At 67.2% G+C, this 17,007-nt stretch carries 17 protein-coding genes and 1 pseudogene; 5 read left to right on the forward strand and 13 right to left on the reverse strand.

Going from position 1 to position 17,007, the window contains the following annotated elements; all coding sequences use genetic code 11:
* The first annotated feature begins 33 nt into the window (after positions 1-33).
* The 3 genes from OR16_RS11850 (at position 34) to OR16_RS11860 (ending at position 1,682) form a co-directional block, all read left to right on the forward strand.
* Complete coding sequence (locus OR16_RS11850) at positions 34-852, forward strand: LytR/AlgR family response regulator transcription factor (protein ID WP_006158203.1); 819 nt, start codon at positions 34-36, stop codon at positions 850-852.
* A gap of 240 nt (positions 853-1,092) precedes the next feature.
* Positions 1,093-1,359, forward strand: a complete 267-nt coding sequence (locus OR16_RS11855) for a hypothetical protein (protein WP_006158204.1) — start codon at positions 1,093-1,095, stop codon at positions 1,357-1,359.
* Between the two features lie 83 nt (positions 1,360-1,442).
* The gene (locus tag OR16_RS11860) at positions 1,443-1,682 is read left to right on the forward strand and encodes a hypothetical protein (RefSeq protein ID WP_141639864.1); all 240 of its coding nucleotides are present in this window, start codon (positions 1,443-1,445) and stop codon (positions 1,680-1,682) included.
* A 62-nt stretch (positions 1,683-1,744) separates the two neighbouring features.
* On the opposite strand, the gene OR16_RS11865 is transcribed toward OR16_RS11860, so the two are convergent.
* The 5 genes and pseudogenes from OR16_RS11865 to OR16_RS11885 all read right to left on the reverse strand — a co-directional run bounded on the left by OR16_RS11865 (position 1,745) and on the right by OR16_RS11885 (position 8,553).
* Positions 1,745-2,329 (reverse strand): glycerol-3-phosphate responsive antiterminator, encoded by a 585-nt coding sequence (locus OR16_RS11865; RefSeq protein ID WP_006158206.1) that lies wholly within the window; start codon positions 2,327-2,329, stop codon positions 1,745-1,747.
* Positions 2,330-2,334: 5 nt separating this feature from the next.
* On the reverse strand, positions 2,335-3,888 hold the full coding sequence (locus tag OR16_RS11870) for an FAD-binding oxidoreductase (RefSeq protein WP_006158207.1): 1,554 nt from the start codon (positions 3,886-3,888) through the stop codon (positions 2,335-2,337).
* Positions 3,885-5,550, reverse strand: a pseudogene (locus OR16_RS11875) (FAD-dependent oxidoreductase). The gene OR16_RS11870 and the pseudogene OR16_RS11875 overlap by 4 nt, the downstream one beginning before the upstream one ends.
* A 22-nt stretch (positions 5,551-5,572) precedes the next feature.
* Complete coding sequence (locus OR16_RS11880; RefSeq protein WP_006158209.1) at positions 5,573-7,096, reverse strand: FGGY family carbohydrate kinase; 1,524 nt, start codon at positions 7,094-7,096, stop codon at positions 5,573-5,575.
* A complete protein-coding gene (locus tag OR16_RS11885; protein ID WP_006158210.1) occupies positions 7,093-8,553 on the reverse strand; it encodes an MFS transporter in 1,461 nt (486 codons plus the stop codon). The genes OR16_RS11880 and OR16_RS11885 overlap by 4 nt, the downstream gene beginning before the upstream one ends.
* 324 nt (positions 8,554-8,877) lie before the next feature.
* Between OR16_RS11885 and OR16_RS11890 the strand changes: the two genes are divergently transcribed.
* Positions 8,878-10,014 (forward strand): zinc-binding dehydrogenase, encoded by a 1,137-nt coding sequence (locus OR16_RS11890; RefSeq protein ID WP_006158211.1) that lies wholly within the window; start codon positions 8,878-8,880, stop codon positions 10,012-10,014.
* A gap of 1 nt (position 10,015) precedes the next feature.
* Here OR16_RS11890 and OR16_RS11895 read toward each other — a convergent pair whose 3' ends face one another.
* Positions 10,016-10,405 carry a DUF302 domain-containing protein gene (locus OR16_RS11895; RefSeq protein WP_006158212.1) on the reverse strand — a complete coding sequence of 130 codons (390 nt, stop codon included), beginning with the start codon at positions 10,403-10,405 and terminating at the stop codon, positions 10,016-10,018.
* Between the two features lie 313 nt (positions 10,406-10,718).
* Between OR16_RS11895 and OR16_RS11900 the strand changes: the two genes are divergently transcribed.
* Positions 10,719-12,035, forward strand: a complete 1,317-nt coding sequence (locus tag OR16_RS11900; protein ID WP_006158213.1) for an Nramp family divalent metal transporter — start codon at positions 10,719-10,721, stop codon at positions 12,033-12,035.
* A 42-nt stretch (positions 12,036-12,077) separates the two neighbouring features.
* Here the strand turns inward: OR16_RS11900 and OR16_RS47675 are convergent, their stop codons facing one another.
* Genes OR16_RS47675 through OR16_RS11930 form a run of 7 tightly spaced genes read right to left on the reverse strand, consistent with a single transcriptional unit; the run spans position 12,078 to position 16,993 of the window.
* Complete coding sequence (locus tag OR16_RS47675) at positions 12,078-12,485, reverse strand: enoyl-CoA hydratase/isomerase family protein (protein WP_337459832.1); 408 nt, start codon at positions 12,483-12,485, stop codon at positions 12,078-12,080.
* Positions 12,386-12,856 (reverse strand): enoyl-CoA hydratase/isomerase family protein, encoded by a 471-nt coding sequence (locus tag OR16_RS47680; protein ID WP_337459829.1) that lies wholly within the window; start codon positions 12,854-12,856, stop codon positions 12,386-12,388. Before OR16_RS47680 ends, OR16_RS47675 begins: the two co-directional genes overlap by 100 nt.
* 46 nt (positions 12,857-12,902) lie before the next feature.
* Positions 12,903-14,054: an acyl-CoA dehydrogenase family protein gene (locus tag OR16_RS11910; RefSeq protein ID WP_006158214.1), complete on the reverse strand. Its 1,152-nt coding sequence runs from the start codon at positions 14,052-14,054 to the stop codon at positions 12,903-12,905.
* Between the two features lie 3 nt (positions 14,055-14,057).
* Complete coding sequence (locus tag OR16_RS11915) at positions 14,058-14,888, reverse strand: SDR family NAD(P)-dependent oxidoreductase (protein WP_006158215.1); 831 nt, start codon at positions 14,886-14,888, stop codon at positions 14,058-14,060.
* 23 nt (positions 14,889-14,911) lie between these two features.
* Positions 14,912-15,358: a MaoC family dehydratase gene (locus OR16_RS11920; protein ID WP_006158216.1), complete on the reverse strand. Its 447-nt coding sequence runs from the start codon at positions 15,356-15,358 to the stop codon at positions 14,912-14,914.
* Positions 15,359-15,368: 10 nt separating this feature from the next.
* Positions 15,369-15,809, reverse strand: a complete 441-nt coding sequence (locus OR16_RS11925; RefSeq protein WP_006158217.1) for a MaoC family dehydratase N-terminal domain-containing protein — start codon at positions 15,807-15,809, stop codon at positions 15,369-15,371.
* Between the two features lie 2 nt (positions 15,810-15,811).
* Entirely contained in the window at positions 15,812-16,993 is a 1,182-nt protein-coding gene (locus OR16_RS11930) for a lipid-transfer protein (protein WP_006158218.1), read from the reverse strand.
* Positions 16,994-17,007: the final 14 nt, after the last annotated feature.

A 17,007-nucleotide genomic window follows, 5' to 3' on the forward strand; every position in this document is an offset into this window, starting at 1 on the left:
CCCTGCCCGCCCACCCAGCCCGATACTGCTGCCATGCAAACTACTGCCCTGATCGCCGAAGATGAAGCGCTGCTGGCCGCGGACCTCACGGCGGAGCTGGCCCGCTTGTGGCCGGAGCTGGACATCGTCGCGACCGTCGGCGACGGCGGCGCCGCCGTAGCGCAGGCGCTCGCCCTGCAGCCGGACCTGCTGTTCCTGGATATTCGCATGCCGGGCATGAGCGGACTGGAGGCGGCGCAGACCCTGGCCGAGGATTGGCCCGACTCGGCCAAGCCGTTCCCGCTGATCGTCTTCGTGACGGCTTACGACAAATACGCCTTGCACGCCTTCGAGCATGCGGCCGTCGACTACGTGCTCAAGCCCGTGCAGGCCGACCGCCTGGCAAAAACCTGCGCGCGCCTGCAAGCCACGTTGCAACAGCGTGCGGCCCCGCCGTCCGCCTCGCCGTCCCTGGACGCCACCATGGACCAATTGCGCGCGCTGCTTGGCGTCGGCATGCCCACGCCGCTGGCCGCGCCGGCGGCCAGCCCGCTGCAGGTGATCCAGGCGAGCGCCGGCAATACCGTGACGATGGTGCCGATTGCCGAGGTGCTGTATTTCGAGGCCGCGGACAAGTATGTGCGGGTGGTCACCGCGCAGCGCGAGCACCTGATTCGCATGTCGCTGCGGGAGCTGCAGATGCGGCTGGATCCGGCATGCTTCTGGCAGGTCCACCGCAGCACCATCGTGCGCTGCACGGCCATCGCCAGCGCGCTGCGCGATGACAGCGGCAAGCTCACCCTGACCCTGCGCGAACGGCCGGAAAAGCTGGCGGTCAGCCGGCTCTATGCGGACGCGTTCAGGGGGATGTAGCCGCAAGGCCGCAAACGCTGCGCCTGTGCGTGGCTATCCCTTCCCATATGGTCCTGCACAGGTGTCTGCGTGCCACCGACGCTTGCCCGGCGTGTTGGCGCAGCACCATCGTTTTCCGCCGGATTTATGCCCGCCCGCGCACACCGCGCGGCGCCGGGCCATGGCATGGCGTGTGCGTGGTGAAGGGGGAGCGTCGATCCCGGCGCTCCCCCTTCACCACAACCCCGTCAGGAGAAGACCATGTCCACCCTATCCATCGGAAACCTGCCTCGCCCCAGCGAGCTTGAGCAGGCCGCCCGGATTGCCGTGACCGGCGGCACCGGCGTCTACCCCATGCCCATGATCATGCGCAGGGAGCCCGGCTATGGCGAGTTTCCGAAGCTGTCCGGAATGCCGGAAATACCGGAAATGCCTGCGATCCTGAAATCGTTCCCGTGCGGCTCTCCGATCTATCGCGGGCCGATGATGGGCCCCGACTCCGGCGAGCCGAAGGTCGTTCCTCTCTGACCCTTCCCCATCCCCTTCCCCATCTACGTCACGAGATCCAACGGCACGAAAAGATGCCGAACCCTGCTTTCAAGGAGCACACCATGCACAGCAAATCTGCCATTGCCGCCCTCGTCGCCGCCGCGCTTGCAGCGGCCTTGCTCGCCAGCGCCGCCCAGGCCGCCAGCCCACAGGACCGCACCGTCTACAGTGACCGTTGCGGCTGCAACTTCCGGGCCGAAAAAGCCGACCCCTACACCGACGGCGGCCGCACCGGCAAGTTCGACTCGTTCGGCGAAGGCGCACGCCAGGTTGACCCGTTCACCGACGGCGCCAGGGCCTGAGCGGCGCCCGGCGAGCGCAAGCATGCGTAGCCGTGCTTGCGCTCGCTCAGGACCTCATAACTTCAGGACTTCAGCACGGCCGCCTCCAGGTTCCACAGCTTGCTATCGCTGGTGGACACCGCCACGGCGCCTTCCCGGATCGCGCTGCGGATATCGTCCTTGTTGCACACGAACCCCGAGGTCACGATGGGCGGCAGCGCCTTGCGGTCCTGGGTGGAAAGATGCGCGAGCATGGGCGCTGGCATCAGCTGCACCAGGTTGGGATCGCTTTGCTCCAGCGCCTTGACGCTGCGCGGCCAGGTCGAACGGTCGGTCACGAACACCTTCTGCATCGTGATCAGCCCGGCCCGATTGGCGCGCTGGATGGTGGCCACCCGGGTCGAGACGAGACTGGTCACCCCGATGTCGGCGAGATATTCGACGCCGCCCTTGTCCTGCGACAGCCCTTCGCAGCTGTCGATATTGACGATGACGTACTTGCCAGCCTTGGTCAGCGTGGCCACGACGGGCTGCAACTTGCGTAGCTCAACGTTGGCGACGATGCAGACCTCGGCATGGCTCTCGATCAGGATATCGGCCTGCTCGACGCCAAAGAGCGTCGCGATGACCGGGTGTCGCGCCAGGCGTGCCCCGAGTGACTTGTCCATGGTGCTTACCGATCCGGGTCGTGGGGCAGCTCGTCAGTGAGGCCGAGCTTTCCGGGGTTGAGGATGTTCTTGGGATCCAGTGCTTTCTTGACCGCCATCAGTACCGGAAACGCGCTGCCCAGCGATTCACGCATATACGGCGCGCGCAACAGCCCGATGCCGTGATGGTGGCTCAACGCCGCATTGTATTTGATCAATACCGCGTTGGCAGCGTCCCAGGCCTGGCGATACCACCTGGCCCGGTTCTCCACATCGACCTCGCCGCGCAGCGAGAAGTACAGGCAGGCGCCATCCACATAGGCATGCGACTGGTGGGCCGAGCCGGCGAGCGTGCCCGGCACGGCGTTGATGGCGTTGACCACATCCGTGTAGATCGCGGGCAGGTCGCTCCAGGGGCCGGACATCTCCAGCGTGTCGGCGACAAAGCCGGGGCCGCGCTTGAAGCCTTCCGCGCTCTTGCCGGTCAGGTAGCGCGTATCCAGCCAGCGCTCGAAGATCGCTTCGCTGTCCAGCGCCTCGCCGAGCGCCTTGCACACGCCTTCGCTGATGGCCATCACGGCGTCGACCATCTCGCGCGCGCCTTCGTCGGCGATCAGCAGCACGTTGGTGTCGGGCAGGTTGAACTGCACGCGGCTCTCGAGCTTGTCATACAGGCGCAGGGCCGCGGGATTGGCGCCGCGCTGCATGATCTCGCGGCAAGCTTCCAGGCCAACGGCGAAGGTCTTGAAGCCATAGGCGATGGCGCGGCCGTAGTCCGGCAGCCGATGCAGCTTGAGGCGCACGCGCACGATCACGCCGAGCGTGCCTTCCGAGCCGATGAACAACTGCTGCAGGTCCGAGCCGAGCGCCGCGCGCGAGTAGCCGCCCACGCTGATCAGCGTGCCATCGGCCAGCACCACATCCATGCCGAAGACCATGTCCTCGATCTTGCCGTAGCGCGTGGAGAGCTGGCCGGCGCCGCGGCACGCCACCCAGCCGCCCACGGTGCTGATGGCGAACGATGACGGCCAGTGGCCCATCGTCATGCCGTAGTCCCTCTGGATGGTCTGCTCGAACACGTCGCCGAACAGGCCGGCTTCCACCTCGACGATCTGGCTTTCCCTGTCGAAGCCCAGCACCTTGTTCAGCTCGCACACGTCCAGCACGATGCCGCCGCGCACCGGCAGCGCCGCGCCGGTGACATTGCTGCGGCCCGCCGACACCGTCACCGGGATCGCCGCCGCGTGCGCGATCCGCATGACGGCCTGGATCTGCCCGATCGTGGACACGCGCACGATGACGGCCTGCGGCGTGGCCGGCCGGCCCGCGGTCTCGGTCATCATGGAGCCGGCCCACCAGTCGCGCGTCCAGGCCACCACGCTGCCGGTATCCGTCAGCACCTCATCGGCCACGCCGCGCAGCGCATCGATGTGCGCGGCGTCCACGGCGACAGCATCGCGCTGCAGGCCGGGCGTGCTGGAGGTGTCCTTGAGGGTGGCCGCATAGGCCGGCGGCGTGTGCGCGCCGACGACGTAGTTGCCACGGTTGTAGCCGCGCTTGATGGCTTCCTTGCTGATCATTGTGTCTCTCCCAGTAGAACGGATTTTTCATGTGCGACGGCAGCCAGGTAGTCATCGACCTGTTGCGCCACCACGGATTCGGACAGGCCGAGCTCGGCCTGCAGGATTGCGCCCACGCGGGACGCGGCGCGCGCCGAGGCATCGCGCGCCATCAGGCGGGCGCGGATGCGGCGCGAGAGCACGTCGTCCACGCAGCCCGCCAGTTCGTGGCGCGCGGCATAGACGATCTCGGCTTCGGTATAGGGAAGCCCGTCGACGATCGGTGCCTGCAGGCGCGAATCGGCCTGCAGGATGTCGCTGACGAAGCGGGCTTCCGTGCCATAACGCTCGCCCAGGTGGGCGGACAAGCCGCCGGATGCCACGATGGCCTGCGCGTCATATCCCGCGGCACCCAGCAGGTACGCGGATTTGGTCTGGCATTTGTTGCGCTGGCCAATCACCTTCTGCGCCGCGTCAATGGTCTGCTCGGCCATGTGCCGGGAGGTGGTCAGCTTGCCCCCGACGATGGTGACGAGGCCGTCCGCCGCGGTATGGATCTCATGGTTGCGCTTGATCTCCAGCGTCTTGCCCCCCGGCGGCGCCACCAGCGGGCGGCAGCCCGCGATGCTGCCCAGCACGTCTTCGGCCTTCAGGTCCGTCTTCAGCGCCCAGCGCGCGCCGTCCAGCAGGAAGTCGAGTTCCTCGCGGGTACAGCAGACGTTGTCGAGATCGCCCTCGTAGTCTTCGTCCGTGGTGCCCAGGTAGGAAACGTTGCCCCAGCGCGTGATGGTGGCGCGGCGGTTGCGCCCCGGCACGGGAATGGTCACGGTGCAGTCGTTGCGGACCTTGAGCCAGGGAATGGCCACGTGCACGCCCTTGGCCGGGCGGATGTGCAGCGTCTTTTCCTCGCCCTTCTTGCGGCCGGTCCAGTCACGCAGCCACACGCCAGTGGCCATGACGACGACGCCGGCCTTGGCGCGGATCTCCCGATCCCCGGCATGAATGATGGCGCCGTCGACCTTGCCGTGACCGTTGCGGGTGATCTCCACCACCTTGGCGTGGTTGACCACCGCCGCACCGTGAAAGGCCGCGGTGCGGGCGATGTTCAGCGTGAGCCGGGCATCGTCCACGCGCGCGTCGAAGTACATGAAGCCGCCGAGCAGGTTCTCCTCGTTGAAGGTCGGGCAATGCGACAGCACCTCGGCCTTGGTGAGCTTTTGATGCAGGATGCCCTCGCGCCAGCCGCCCGCCAGGTCGTAGGTCCAGAGCAGGCTCTCGAATGCCTTGGACAGGCGCTTGTCGAACACGCCGTCCTTCTCCATCACGGGAAACAGGAACGGCAGGCGCTGCACCAGGTGCCTTGCGTTCCTGCGCAGGCGCTGGCGCTCCAGCAGGGAATGACGCACCAGCCCGAGGTTGCCCTGCTCGATGTAGCGCAAGCCGCCATGCACCATCTTGGAGGACTTGGACGACGTGCCGGAGGCGAAATAAGGCGACGCGATAGCCGCGCAGGCTGGCATCCAGCGCGGCATAGGCGCCGGTCACGCCGCCGCCGACGATGAGGATGTCGAAGGTCTCGCTGCCAAGGCGATCCAGCTGCTCCTGGCGTACCAGGCGCAGCGGTTCGGTGGATGTCATCCCGGCGCGGTCGCGGCCGGGACGTCTGGATGGAAAAACCATCATGTTTCGGCGATCTCCTGGCAAGTCAGTGGTGATTGAAGGTCTGCGCGTGGCGCAGCTCGGACGCTACCCGTGCGTGCCAGAGCGCGCGGCGCTCGCCACGCTGGTCGGCGCCAAGGCGTGGCTCGAACACGGCATCGGTCTCGTTGGTGGCGCGGGCGTCTTGCAGCGAGTCCCACAGCAGCCCGGACGAGCCCGCGAAGAAGGCGATGCCGCGCAAGCTGGCGCGATCGGTCTCGCGCATGCGCCGGATCGGCATGCCGGTCAGGTCCGCCTGGATCTGCAGCAGCGCGTCGCTGCCGGAGAGACCGCCGCCCACGATGAGTTCGGACACAGGCACGCCGGCGACTTCCTCGTTGGCCTCCATGCAGGACGAGACCGCATGCGCGATGCCTTCCAGGATGGCGTAGGCCACCTCGGCCTGCGTGCTTGCGATCGAGACGCCTGTCAGTGACGCGCGCGCTTCGGGCTGCATCTGCGGCACGCGCAGCCCGGTGAGCGCGGGCAGGAAGGTCACGCCGCGCGCGGAGTCGACGGTAGCGGCCAGCGCGCTGATCTGCCTGGCGCTCTCGAACCAGCGCAGCTTCTCGCAAACCCAGTTCAGCGCGGAGCCGGTGGTGGCGACGAAGGTCTCGACGGAAAGATGCGAGATATCAAACTGCCGGCGCGCGGTCATGGTCAGGGTGCCGTCGTACAGGCCGGCCTTGGCCGGTGGCTCCGGCCCGATCACCAGGTCCACGAAGCTGCCGGTGCCGTGCACGCACATCGATTGCCCGCGCTCCAGGCACCCGAGCCCGGCGGCGCCGGCAAGCTGGTCGCCCGCGCAAGCGAGGATCGGCACGTCGATGCCCAGCAGCTCGGCGCGCGTGCGCCCGAAATCGTCGGCATCCTGGCGCAGCGCGGGCAGCAGCGTGTGCGGGAATTCCAGCGCGTCGAGCCAGCCGAGGTGATAGCGGTGCCCGGCCAGCACGTAGGCGCTGGCGGAGGTGACGTTGGTCGGCGTGGTCACGCAGGCGCGCTCGGTGGACAGATGCCAGAGCAGCCAGGTGTCGATGGTGCCGAACGCCAGGCTGCCCATGCGAAACGCCTCGGCCACCTCGGGCGTGTCCCGCAGATGGCGCGCGGCCCAGAGGTAGGGAGAGCGCACGCCGACCGGACGCCCGACCTGCTCGATCAATGTCTTGTCCCAGGCGGGCGCCAGCGCGCTGAGCTCGCCGGCATAGCGCGTGTCCTGCCAGACCATGGCGGGCACGATCGCCCGCCCGCTGCGGGTATCCCACAGCACCGCGGTGGCGCGCTGCGTGGCAATGCCCAGCGCAACGATGCGCAACTGCGCTTGCCGCGCGCGTGCGATGGTGGCGCGGCAGACAGCAATGGTCTTCTCCAGGATCGCGTTGGCATCCTGCTCCACCACGCCGGGCCGGGGCGCGTCCACCTGCAGCGTGGTGTACTCGAGGCATGAGACATGGCCGTCGGCGGCAACCACGGCCGCCCGCGTGCCGGACGTGCCTTCGTCGATGGCGAGTATGACGTTCCTGTTGGTCTTCATCGTTGGGATTTTTCTATCGCCGGGTTGAGGAACGCCGGGGCCGGCGTCTCGTCGCCGCTGAATTGCGGGGCATCGGCTTCATTGTCAGGATTGATGGTGGTGCGCGTCGGGTCCCACTTGATCGCCAGGCAGATGATGCTGGCCGTCAGCGGCACGATCGAGAGGATCAGGAAGGTGGTTTCCAGGCCGTACTTTTCCCGGAAGATCGGGAAGATCAGCAGGCCAAGCGCCGCGCCGGTAGAGCCCAGCGCACCGATGATGCCGTTGGCCCCGGCGCGCAGCTCACTACGGAACGACAGCGACGAAAGACTCTTGCCGTTGGCGCCAGGGCCGCCCGAGTGAAACAGGATGAACAGCGACGGCACGATCACCGCCACCCAGATCGGCATCTTGCCGTTGAACAGGCCGAGGATCAGCAGCATGACGAAGACCGCGGCGAAGCCAAAGGCGGAAGCGCGCCGCAAGCCCAGCTTGCGCCCGATCAGCGGCGACATGAAGCCACCGAAGATGCCGAAGACGTTGAAGACCAGCGCGCCCACCGTGGCGTAGACAAAGTCCTTGCCGAACAATGCCGCGCTGATCAGCGGCAGGTACCACCCCACCGCGAAATACTGGATGGACTGCCCGATCTGCACTGTCGCCGCAAGGATGGTGCGCGGCAGGTACACGCCGCGAAAGATCAGCAGCACATTGGCCAGGCCGCGCTTTGCCTGGTTCAATACCGGCAGGCGCTCCCCCACCGGCGCGGCGACAAAGGGCCGGCCATAGATCCGCGTCATCGCCTTGGCCGCATCGGCCAGCCGCTCCTTGCGCGCCAGCCAGATCGGGCTCTCCACCAGGAAGGCAAGCTGCAGCACCAGGATGCCAAGCCCGAACACGGCGGTAGCGGCCACGGAGTAACGCCAGATGGCATCGCCCACCTGCCAGGAATGGAACAGCAGCGCCAGCAGCAGGTTGCTGCAGACCGCCGTGTACCACATGCCCTGCCAGGTATTGAGGCGGCTCTTGAGCTTGACCGGCGTGAACTCCGCGAGCACCGCCATGGCGATGGCAAAGTCGATGCCGTAAGCCGCCCCGACAAAGAAGCGGCCGACGAGAATCACCTCGAATCCTGGCGCGAACACCACCAGCAGCGCGCCGATCACCGCGAGGAATTTCGCGAGTATCAGCGGGCGGATGCGGCCCCACCGGTCCGCCATCCATCCACCGATGGGATTGAAGGCGATCGCGACCCATGAAGCAAACGACGTCAGCAGCGCAACTTGCGAAGCGGCAAGCTGCAGGTTCCGCGTCATGGGCCCGAGCCCGGCGCTCAATGCGGAATTGGAAAATGCGTCTAGGAACAAGCCGCCCAGCGCGAGCCACCAGATAAGGCCGGCTCTACCTTTTATGCCTGGGCAGGAATCAATAAACGAGATGACATCATCGATGCCACGGATCTTGATCGTGGATTGCACAGCGGTCTCCTTGTTTTATTTCTGTAAGAGGCCGAGCAATCTGCACGCAGGAAGAGACCATCTTACAGATGGTCTCTTATCTAGATCTGCAGGCGAACTCTAGGTTGAAAGGTTCAGGGTGTCAAGGAGGGGAATCGCGGGGACGAGGACATTCCTGTCCACCTCTATCAGTGCGATGCATGATGGCCTGTCGGTCCGCGCATGACCTGGATTTCCGCTCCAGTACGGGTTTCACAAGAACTTGCTACATTGCTGACTGCTGGCGAAAACGGCCTCACGCGGCCGTCCCGCTCACCGCAAACCGACTTACCAAGGAGACATCAAATGCACACCGCACTTCAACTTCGTTCGCTGATCAAAAGCAGCGGTGAACTCGAGCTGTCGCTGGACAGCATCGACACGCCGCGCCCCGGCCCGGATGAAGTGCTCATCCGCATCGAAGCCTCTCCCCTCAACCCGTCCGATCTCGGCCTGCTGTTCGGTGCGGCCGACATGAGCACGGCCAAGGCCAGCGGCACGGCGGAGCGCCCGGTGGTCAGCGCGCGCGTCCCGGAAGCCGCGATGCGCAGCATGGCAGGCCGCCTCGATGCTTCCATGCCGGTTGGCAATGAGGGCGCGGGCGTGGTCGTCGAGGCTGGCTCGTCCCCTGCGGCGCAAGCGTTGATGGGCAAGACCGTGGCGGCCATCGGCGGCGCGATGTACTCGCAATACCGCTGCGTTCCCGCGGACCAGTGCCTGGTCCTGCCCGAAGGCGCCACGCCCGCCGATGGCGCGTCGTCATTCGTCAACCCGCTCACCGCGCTGGGCATGGTCGAGACCATGCGAAGCGAAGGCCACAGCGCGCTGGTGCACACCGCCGCGGCCTCCAACCTGGGGCAGATGCTCAACCAGATCTGCCTCAAGGATGGCATCAAGCTGGTGAACATCGTGCGCAAGCAAGAGCAGGCGGACCTGCTCAAGGCACAAGGCGCGGTCCACGTCTGCAACGCTACGTCGCCCACGTTCATGCAGGACCTCACCGAGGCGCTTGTCGCCACTGGCGCCACGATCGCGTTCGACGCCACGGGCGGCGGCAAGCTCGGCGGCCAGATCCTCACCTGCATGGAGGCGGCCTTGAACAAGACGGCCCGCGAATACAGCCGCTATGGCTCGGCCACCCACAAGCAGGTCTACCTCTACGGCGGCCTGGACATCAGCCCGACCGAGTTCAACCGTGGCTTCGGCATGGCGTGGGGCATGGGCGGCTGGCTGCTGTTCCCGTTCCTGCAGAAGATCGGGCGCGAGCGGGCCAACGCGCTCAAGCAGCGCGTGGTGGCGGAGCTGAAGACCACCTTTGCCAGCCACTACTCGAAAGAGATCTCGCTGGCCGAGGTGCTGGACCTGGCCGTGATCGCCGTCTACAACAAGCGTGCAACCGGGGAGAAGTACCTGATCAACCCGAACAAGGGCCTGGCCGGATAAATCACCCCGGGGCGCCTTGCGCGCCCACCGTGTCAAGAATCAGCCGCTGCGCCACGACCAGCGGCGCGGCGCTGCCGGCCGGCAACGGGTGAGCGCTTTCCAGTTCCGCGGCAGTGTGGAAGCTCACCCAGGTGCTGCCCTGGCCGTCATTGCGCACCAGTACACGCAGGGGCAAATCCAGCGCAACGCTGGGTGCCGCGAGCATCAACGGCGTCCCCCCCTTGGGGTTGCCATAGATCAGCACCTGCGTCGGCGGCATCGCCAGCCCGGCGTTGCGTGCCGCCTCGGCATGGTCGATCCGCGCGAAGATCGTCATGCCCTTGTCTTTGAATGCCGCGAGCAGGCGCTCCACGGTGGTCGGGAAATCGTAGTGGCTGGGATGGGTTTCCATGACGGACTCTCGTTGCTTGCCTGGATCACTCTATATCCCTGCAGCTCGCCTGCCATGCGCAACTTGGCGCAACGCCGTCGATGAAGTGCGCGAGCAACATCTCGCCTTAAATGTCGCCTTAAGCCGGCGCGCATTTTTCGCCACAAATAATCCATCGGCGTCGGGTTTCCACGTAGCCATATAGTCCTTTTAAATGCGAGTGATTTGCATTTACAATTGGCTGTATCGCCTCGCAGTGACAACAATCAAGCATCGACCGCCGAACACCGAACACCCAACACCGAACGCCGTCTACATCACGCACACGCCAGCCATGCCGCCGACCCGCGATCCCCTCACCCTGCCCGCCAGCCCGCGGCTCGCCCCGCCGGCAGTGCCGCGCCTGGCCTACCTGGGCGCCGGTACCCTGGTCGCGGTCGGTTACATGGATCCCGGCAACTGGGCCACGGCCATCTCCGGCGGCGCCAAGTACGGCTACAGCCTGCTGGCGGTCATTGCCGCGTCCAGTCTCGTTGCCATGCTGCTGCAGTGGATTGCCGCGCGCGTCGGTGTGGTCACCGGGCGCGACCTGGCGCAGCTCAGCCGGGAGCGTTTCTCCCGGCCCGTCGTGCTCACCCTGTGGGTGGGCAGCGAGATCGCCATCATCGCCTGCGACGTGGCCGAGGTGGTCGGCTGCGCCGTGGCGCTGCAACTGCTGCTGCACGTGAACCTGTGGGTCGGCGTGCTGATCTCGGCGGCAGCCACCGTGGCCATGCTGGCCGTGCACCGCGAAGGACGGCGCACGCTGGAAGCGCTGGTGGGCACGCTGATCCTGCTGGTGGCGCTGTGCTTCGTCGCGCAGCTGGCGATGGCGCAGCCCGACTGGGCGGCGGTGGCTGGCGGCTTCGCCCCCACGCCGGAGCTGGTGCGCGATGCGGGCATGCTGTGGCTCGCCGCCGGCATCGTGGGCGCTACCGTCATGCCGCACAACCTTTACCTGCACTCTTCCCTGGTGCGCAAGTACAGCCCTGGCGCAGTGCATGGACAGCCGCCCTCGCCCGCCGCCGCGCCGGCGCTGGTGCGGGCGCTGCGCGGCGTCGGCATGGACACCCTCGGCTCGCTCACCTTCGCCTTCCTGATCAATGCCGCGCTGCTGATCGTGGCGGCGGCCGTGTTCCACGCCAGCGGCATGACCGACGTATCGGACCTGGCCGACGCGCACCGCTTGCTCGACCCGCTGCTGCATTCCCGATGGGCCAGCCTGCTGTTCGCCGCTGCGCTGCTCGCGTGCGGCCTCAACTCCACGCTCACCGGCACGCTCGCCGGGCAGGCGGTGATGGAGGGCTTTCTCAACCTGCGCATGTCGCGCGCGCGCCGCGCGCTGCTGACGCGCGCCCTGGCGATCGTGCCGGCCCTGGTTGCGGTCGGCATCTTCGGCCAGCATGGCTCGGCGGAACTGCTGGTGGCCAGCCAGGTCGTGCTCAGCGTGAGCCTGCCCCTTGCCGTGCTGCCGCTGATCGGGTTCGCCTCCCGCGCCGACCTCATGGGCGCGTGGCGCGTACGCGGCCTGCCGCTGGCGCTGGCGTGGCTGAGCGCGGGCGCCATCCTCTTCCTGAACGGCGCGCTGCTGTGGCAGAGCGTGGCGGCGTGAGGCCACCAGGGCGGACCGCAAAGAAGCCGGTGGGCTAGTGGGCTAGTGGGGCGCCTCGCCCTGCGTGAACCGCGGCGGCCTCTTCTCGACGAACGCACGCACGCCTTCCCGCGCATCGCCACTGCTCGCGCAAGCCGCGAGCAACTGGTGCTCCAGCGCCAGATGCGCCTGCAACCCGCGCGCCGGCAGCCCGCTGCACAGACGCTTGATCGCGGCCAGCGAGCCGCTGGCCGCGCTAGCCAGCCGCGCCACCAGTGCCTCGGCAGCATCGGCCAGTTCGGCGTCCGGGTGCAAGGCATCGATGACGCCATGCGCCAGGCAGCGCTGCGCGTCGATGGTCTCGCCGAGCATCAGCCACTGCTGCGCCCGTAACGCGCCGACGCGCCGGGCCAGGAAATACGAAGCACCGGCATCCGGCGACAGGCCGATCGCGGCGTAGCCGGTGCGCAGCGCTGCCGATGCTGCGCCGAGCAGCCGATGCCCGCGCCGGCCACCGGCCCGCTGAGCGCCGCCACTACCGGCATCGGCGCCGTGGCCAGCCGGTACAGCGCGGGGTGCAGCGGGGTGAGGATGTCGTCCACCAGCGTGTCCAGCGCCGTCCCCGCAGCGACGAACTCGTCGATACTGCCGCCGGCGCAGAAGATGCGCCCTTGCGCCGCCAGCAGCACCACGCGCGGCTTGCTTTCCAGGACTTCGCCGATGGCGCGCACCAGCGCCCGGCTCGCCGCGAGCGTGAGCGAATTCGCGCGCTCAGGCCGGCTCAACGTGATGCGGCCGATATGGCCGGCCACGCCCCAGCTCACCCCTTCCGATTGCTGCATGGGTTCCTCCATCCTTGCGTGAGATGCTTGAGATCGATCCTTGGCATCATGCCGCGAGCTTGCGCGCGATAAGTTCCTTCATGATCTCGTTGGCGCCGCCGTAGATGCGCTGTACGCGCGCGTCGGCATACAGGCGTGCGATCGGGTACTCCATCATGTAGCCATAGCCACCGAACAGCTGCAGGCATTCGTCGGTGACCTTGCCCTGCTGCTCGGTGCACCACCACTTGGCCATGTAGGCCGCTGTGTCGTCCAGCGTGCCGTCGAGCAGGCGCTGGATGCAGTCGTTGACGAAGCTGCGCACCACGTGCGCCAGCGTGGCGCACTCGGCGAGCTTGAAGCGCGTGTTCTGGAAATCGTACAGCGACTGGCCAAAGGCCTTGCGCTGCTGTGTGTAGTCGAGCGTCAGCGCCACCGCGCGCTCGATCACGGCGGCGGCGGGCACGGCAAGCAGCATCCGTTCGTACGGGAGCTGGCTCATCAGTTGGGCAAAGCCCCTGCCCTCCACCCCGCCCAGCAGGCAATCTGCCGGCACCCGCACGCCGTCGAAGGACAGCTCGGCGGTGTCCGATGCATGCTGGCCCAGCTTCTCCAGCCGCCGCCCTACCCGGAAGCCCGCCAGGTTCTCCGTCTCCAGCACCACCAGCGACACGCCCCGGCTGCCGGCTTCGCCGGTACGCACCGCCACCACCAGCAGGTTGGCGGTAAAGCCGTTGGTGATGAAGGTCTTGGCGCCGTCGATCACGTAGTCGCCGCCCTCGCGCCGGGCACGGCTGCCTAGCGCCTGAAGGTCGGAGCCGCAGCCGGGTTCGGTGAGCGCGATGCCGGCCAGCATGTCGCCGCTGGCGAGCCTGGGCACCCAGCGCTGATTCTGCGCTTCGGTGCCGTAGTCCAGGATGTAGTGCGCGGCGATGGTGTGCACGGCGGTGTTGGCGGGCACCTCGGCCTTGGCCAGCTCATCCTGCACCACGCACTGGTAGGCCAGGCTGGCACCCGCGCCGCCATAGGCCTCATCCAGTTCAGGCAGCAGGAAGCCCATTTCCCCGAAGGGGCCCCAGACCTCGCGCGGGATATAGCCCTGGCGGCGCCAGCCGTCCAGGTGCGGCGCCAGCTCACCGGCGACGTAGCGGCGCACCTGCTCGCGGAAGGCTTCGATGTCTGCATCCATCCATTGATGGCGGTACGGTTGCGGCAGCATGGCTCAGATCCCCGTCAGGCCGCCGCTGCACATCAGCGTCTGGCCGCTTACATAGTCCGACTCCGGGATGCAGAACATGTACACGGCGCCGGCCGCCTCGTCGGGGGTGCCGCCGCGCCCGAGCGGAATGCCTCTCTCCATCGCGGCCATCAGGTCCGGGTTGACGCCGACCTTGATCTCCCGGCCTTCGATATTGGCGGTGGCATGGTCCGCGGTGCTGCCCGTCAGCCGGGTCTTGATCAGGCCATAGGCCACGCAGTTGACGGTGACGTTCATGCGGCCCCATTCCTTGGCCAGCGTCTGCGTCATGCCCACGATGCCGGCCTTGGCGGTGGCATAGTTCGCCTGGCCGGCATTGCCGAACAGGCCGGCCACCGAGGACGTGTTGATCACCTTGCGCACCACGCGCTGGCCGGCCTCGGCTTCGGCCTTGACCAGCCCGCGCAGCACCGGCTGCGCGGCGCGCAGGATGCGGAATGGCGCCGTGAGGTGGCAGTCGAGCATGGCGTACCACTGCTCGTCGGTCATCTTCTGGATGACGTTGTCCCAGGTGTAGCCCGCGTTGTTGACGATGATGTCCAGGCCCTGGTACGCATTGACGGCGGTGCCGATAAAGCGCTCGGCAAAGTCCGGTGCGCTCACGCTGCCAACGCAGGCCAGCGCCTCGCCACCGGCAGCGCGGATGGCCTGTACCACTTCCTCGGCCGGTTCGGCATCGAGATCGTTGACGACGATGCGGGCGCCTTCGCTAGCCAGCTTGAGCGCGATCGCGCGGCCAATGCCACGGCCCGAGCCGGTGATGAGGGCGATCTTGCCTTCGAGTTTGCGCGTCATGGGTGTGTCTCCTGCAGTCAGGTTCAGGGCAGCGCGACCAGCGCTTCGCCCACGATCTTGGTTTGTCCGAACTGGTTGGCGCTCTGCACCTCGATGCGCACGCAACGCTCGCCGTTGACGTCGAGCTTCTCGAGCACGCGGCCGCCGCAGTGGATCACGTTGCCCAGGTGCGTGATGCCCTGGAAGCGCACATCGAAGCGGCGCAAGCGGGCTTGCGGCGCCCAGCCGGTCAACAGCCGGCCCAGCCAGGCCATGCCCAGCATGCCGTGCGCGAATACGTCCGGCATGCCGGCGCGGCGCGCGAAGTCGAGGTCGATGTGGATCGGGTGATGATCGCCGGAGGCGCCGGCAAACAGCGCGAGCGTGCGGCGGTCCACCGGGGGCAGCGTCAGTGGGGGTAGTGTGTCGCCGACCTGCACCGAATCAAAGCCAGGGGATGTCAACTCCGTCATGTCCGTCATGTCCGTCATGTCCGCTCCTTCAGTTGCGCACCACGGTCAGCGACCGCAGCCTGGCCACGGGCTCGCCGCGCTGGTTCGCCACTTGCGATTCGGTCTCGATGAATTCGAGCGCGCCGCCTTTCTTGTCGTAGATGTCCTTGATCCGGGAGGTGACCGTCATCGTATCGCCTGCCACGATGGGGCCGAGATACTCGAAGCTCTGCTCGCCGTGCAGCACGTTCTGGATCGGCACGCCAAGCCGGTCGAGCAGGCCGAACATCGCGCCCGAATCGAGCTCGGCGGTGAACAGGAAGGTGGGCGGCGCCGGCAGGTCGGCATAGCCCGCGTCGCGCGCGGCGGACTCGTCGAGGTAGACCGGGTTGGTCTCGCCGATGGCCTTGGCGAAGAACTTCAGCCGGCCGCGTTCGACCGGCAGCACCGAGCTGCCGATCTCAAAGCCGATCCATTTCTTGTCGACCATGATCAGACTCGCTCGTACAGGGTGACGACGCAGGCGCCGCCCAGGCCCAGGTTGTGCTGCAGCGCCAGCCGGGCGCCGTCCACCTGCCGCCCACCGGCGCGCCCGCGCAGTTGCCCGACCAGTTCCGTGCATTGCGCCAGGCCCGTGGCGCCGAGCGGGTGGCCCTTCGACAACAAGCCGCCGGAGGGATTGGTGACCACCTTGCCGCCATAGGTGTTGTCGCCATCGACCACGAACTTCTCCGCGCCACCGATGGGGCACAGGCCAAGCGCCTCGTAGCTGATCAGCTCGTTATGGGCAAAGCAGTCGTGCAGTTCCACGACGCCGATATCCTCCGGTCCGACGCCCGCGGCCTCGTACACCTGCCGGGCGGCGCTGCGCGTCATGCCGAAGCCGACCACGTCTCGCATATCGCGCGTGCCGAAGCTGTCGGGCGTATCGGTGGTCATGGCCTGGGCGCGGATGCGTACCGTCGTGTCAAGGCCGTGCTTCTTCGCGAACGCCTCGGAAACCAGGATCGCCGCTGCCGCGCCGCAGGTCGGCGGGCAAGCCATCAGCCGGGTCATCACGCCGGGCCAGAGCATCGGCGCGGCCATCACCTCGGCCTCGGTCACCACGTTGCGAAACAGCGCCAGCGGATTGTTGGCAGCGTGGCGGCTGGCCTTGGCGCGTATCTTGGCGAAGGTCTCGAGCTTGGTGCCGAACTCCCGCATATGCGCGAGGCCCGCGCCGCCAAAGTAGCGCAATGCGAGCGGCAGCTCGACGTCGGTCAGCTCGGCCGCCAGCGCGTCGAAGCGCTCGAAGGGGCTGGGGCGGTCGTTGAACACCGAGCCCAGCGCGCCCGGCATCATCTGCTCGAAGCCGAACGCCAGCACGCAATCGGCCATGCCGCTGGCCACCGCCTGGCGGGCCAGGTACAGGGCGGTAGAGCCGGTCGAGCAATTGTTGTTGACGTTGACCACCGGGATGCCGGTCATGCCGACTTCGTACAGCCCGCGCTGGCCTGCGGTGGAGTCGCCGTAGACGTAGCCGGCGTAGGCCTGCTGCACGCTGGCGTACTCGACGCCGGCATCGGCCAGCGCGGCCCGCACGGCCTTGGCCGCCATCTGGGGATAGGGCTCGCTCGCTCCTGGCTTGGTGAATGGAATCATGCCGGCGCCGGCAACGATCACGGATGAGGTCATGGCTACTCCTTGTC

The sequence above is a fragment of the Cupriavidus basilensis OR16 genome, from assembly GCF_000243095.1.
Classification (GTDB): Bacteria; Pseudomonadota; Gammaproteobacteria; order Burkholderiales; family Burkholderiaceae; genus Cupriavidus; species Cupriavidus basilensis_D.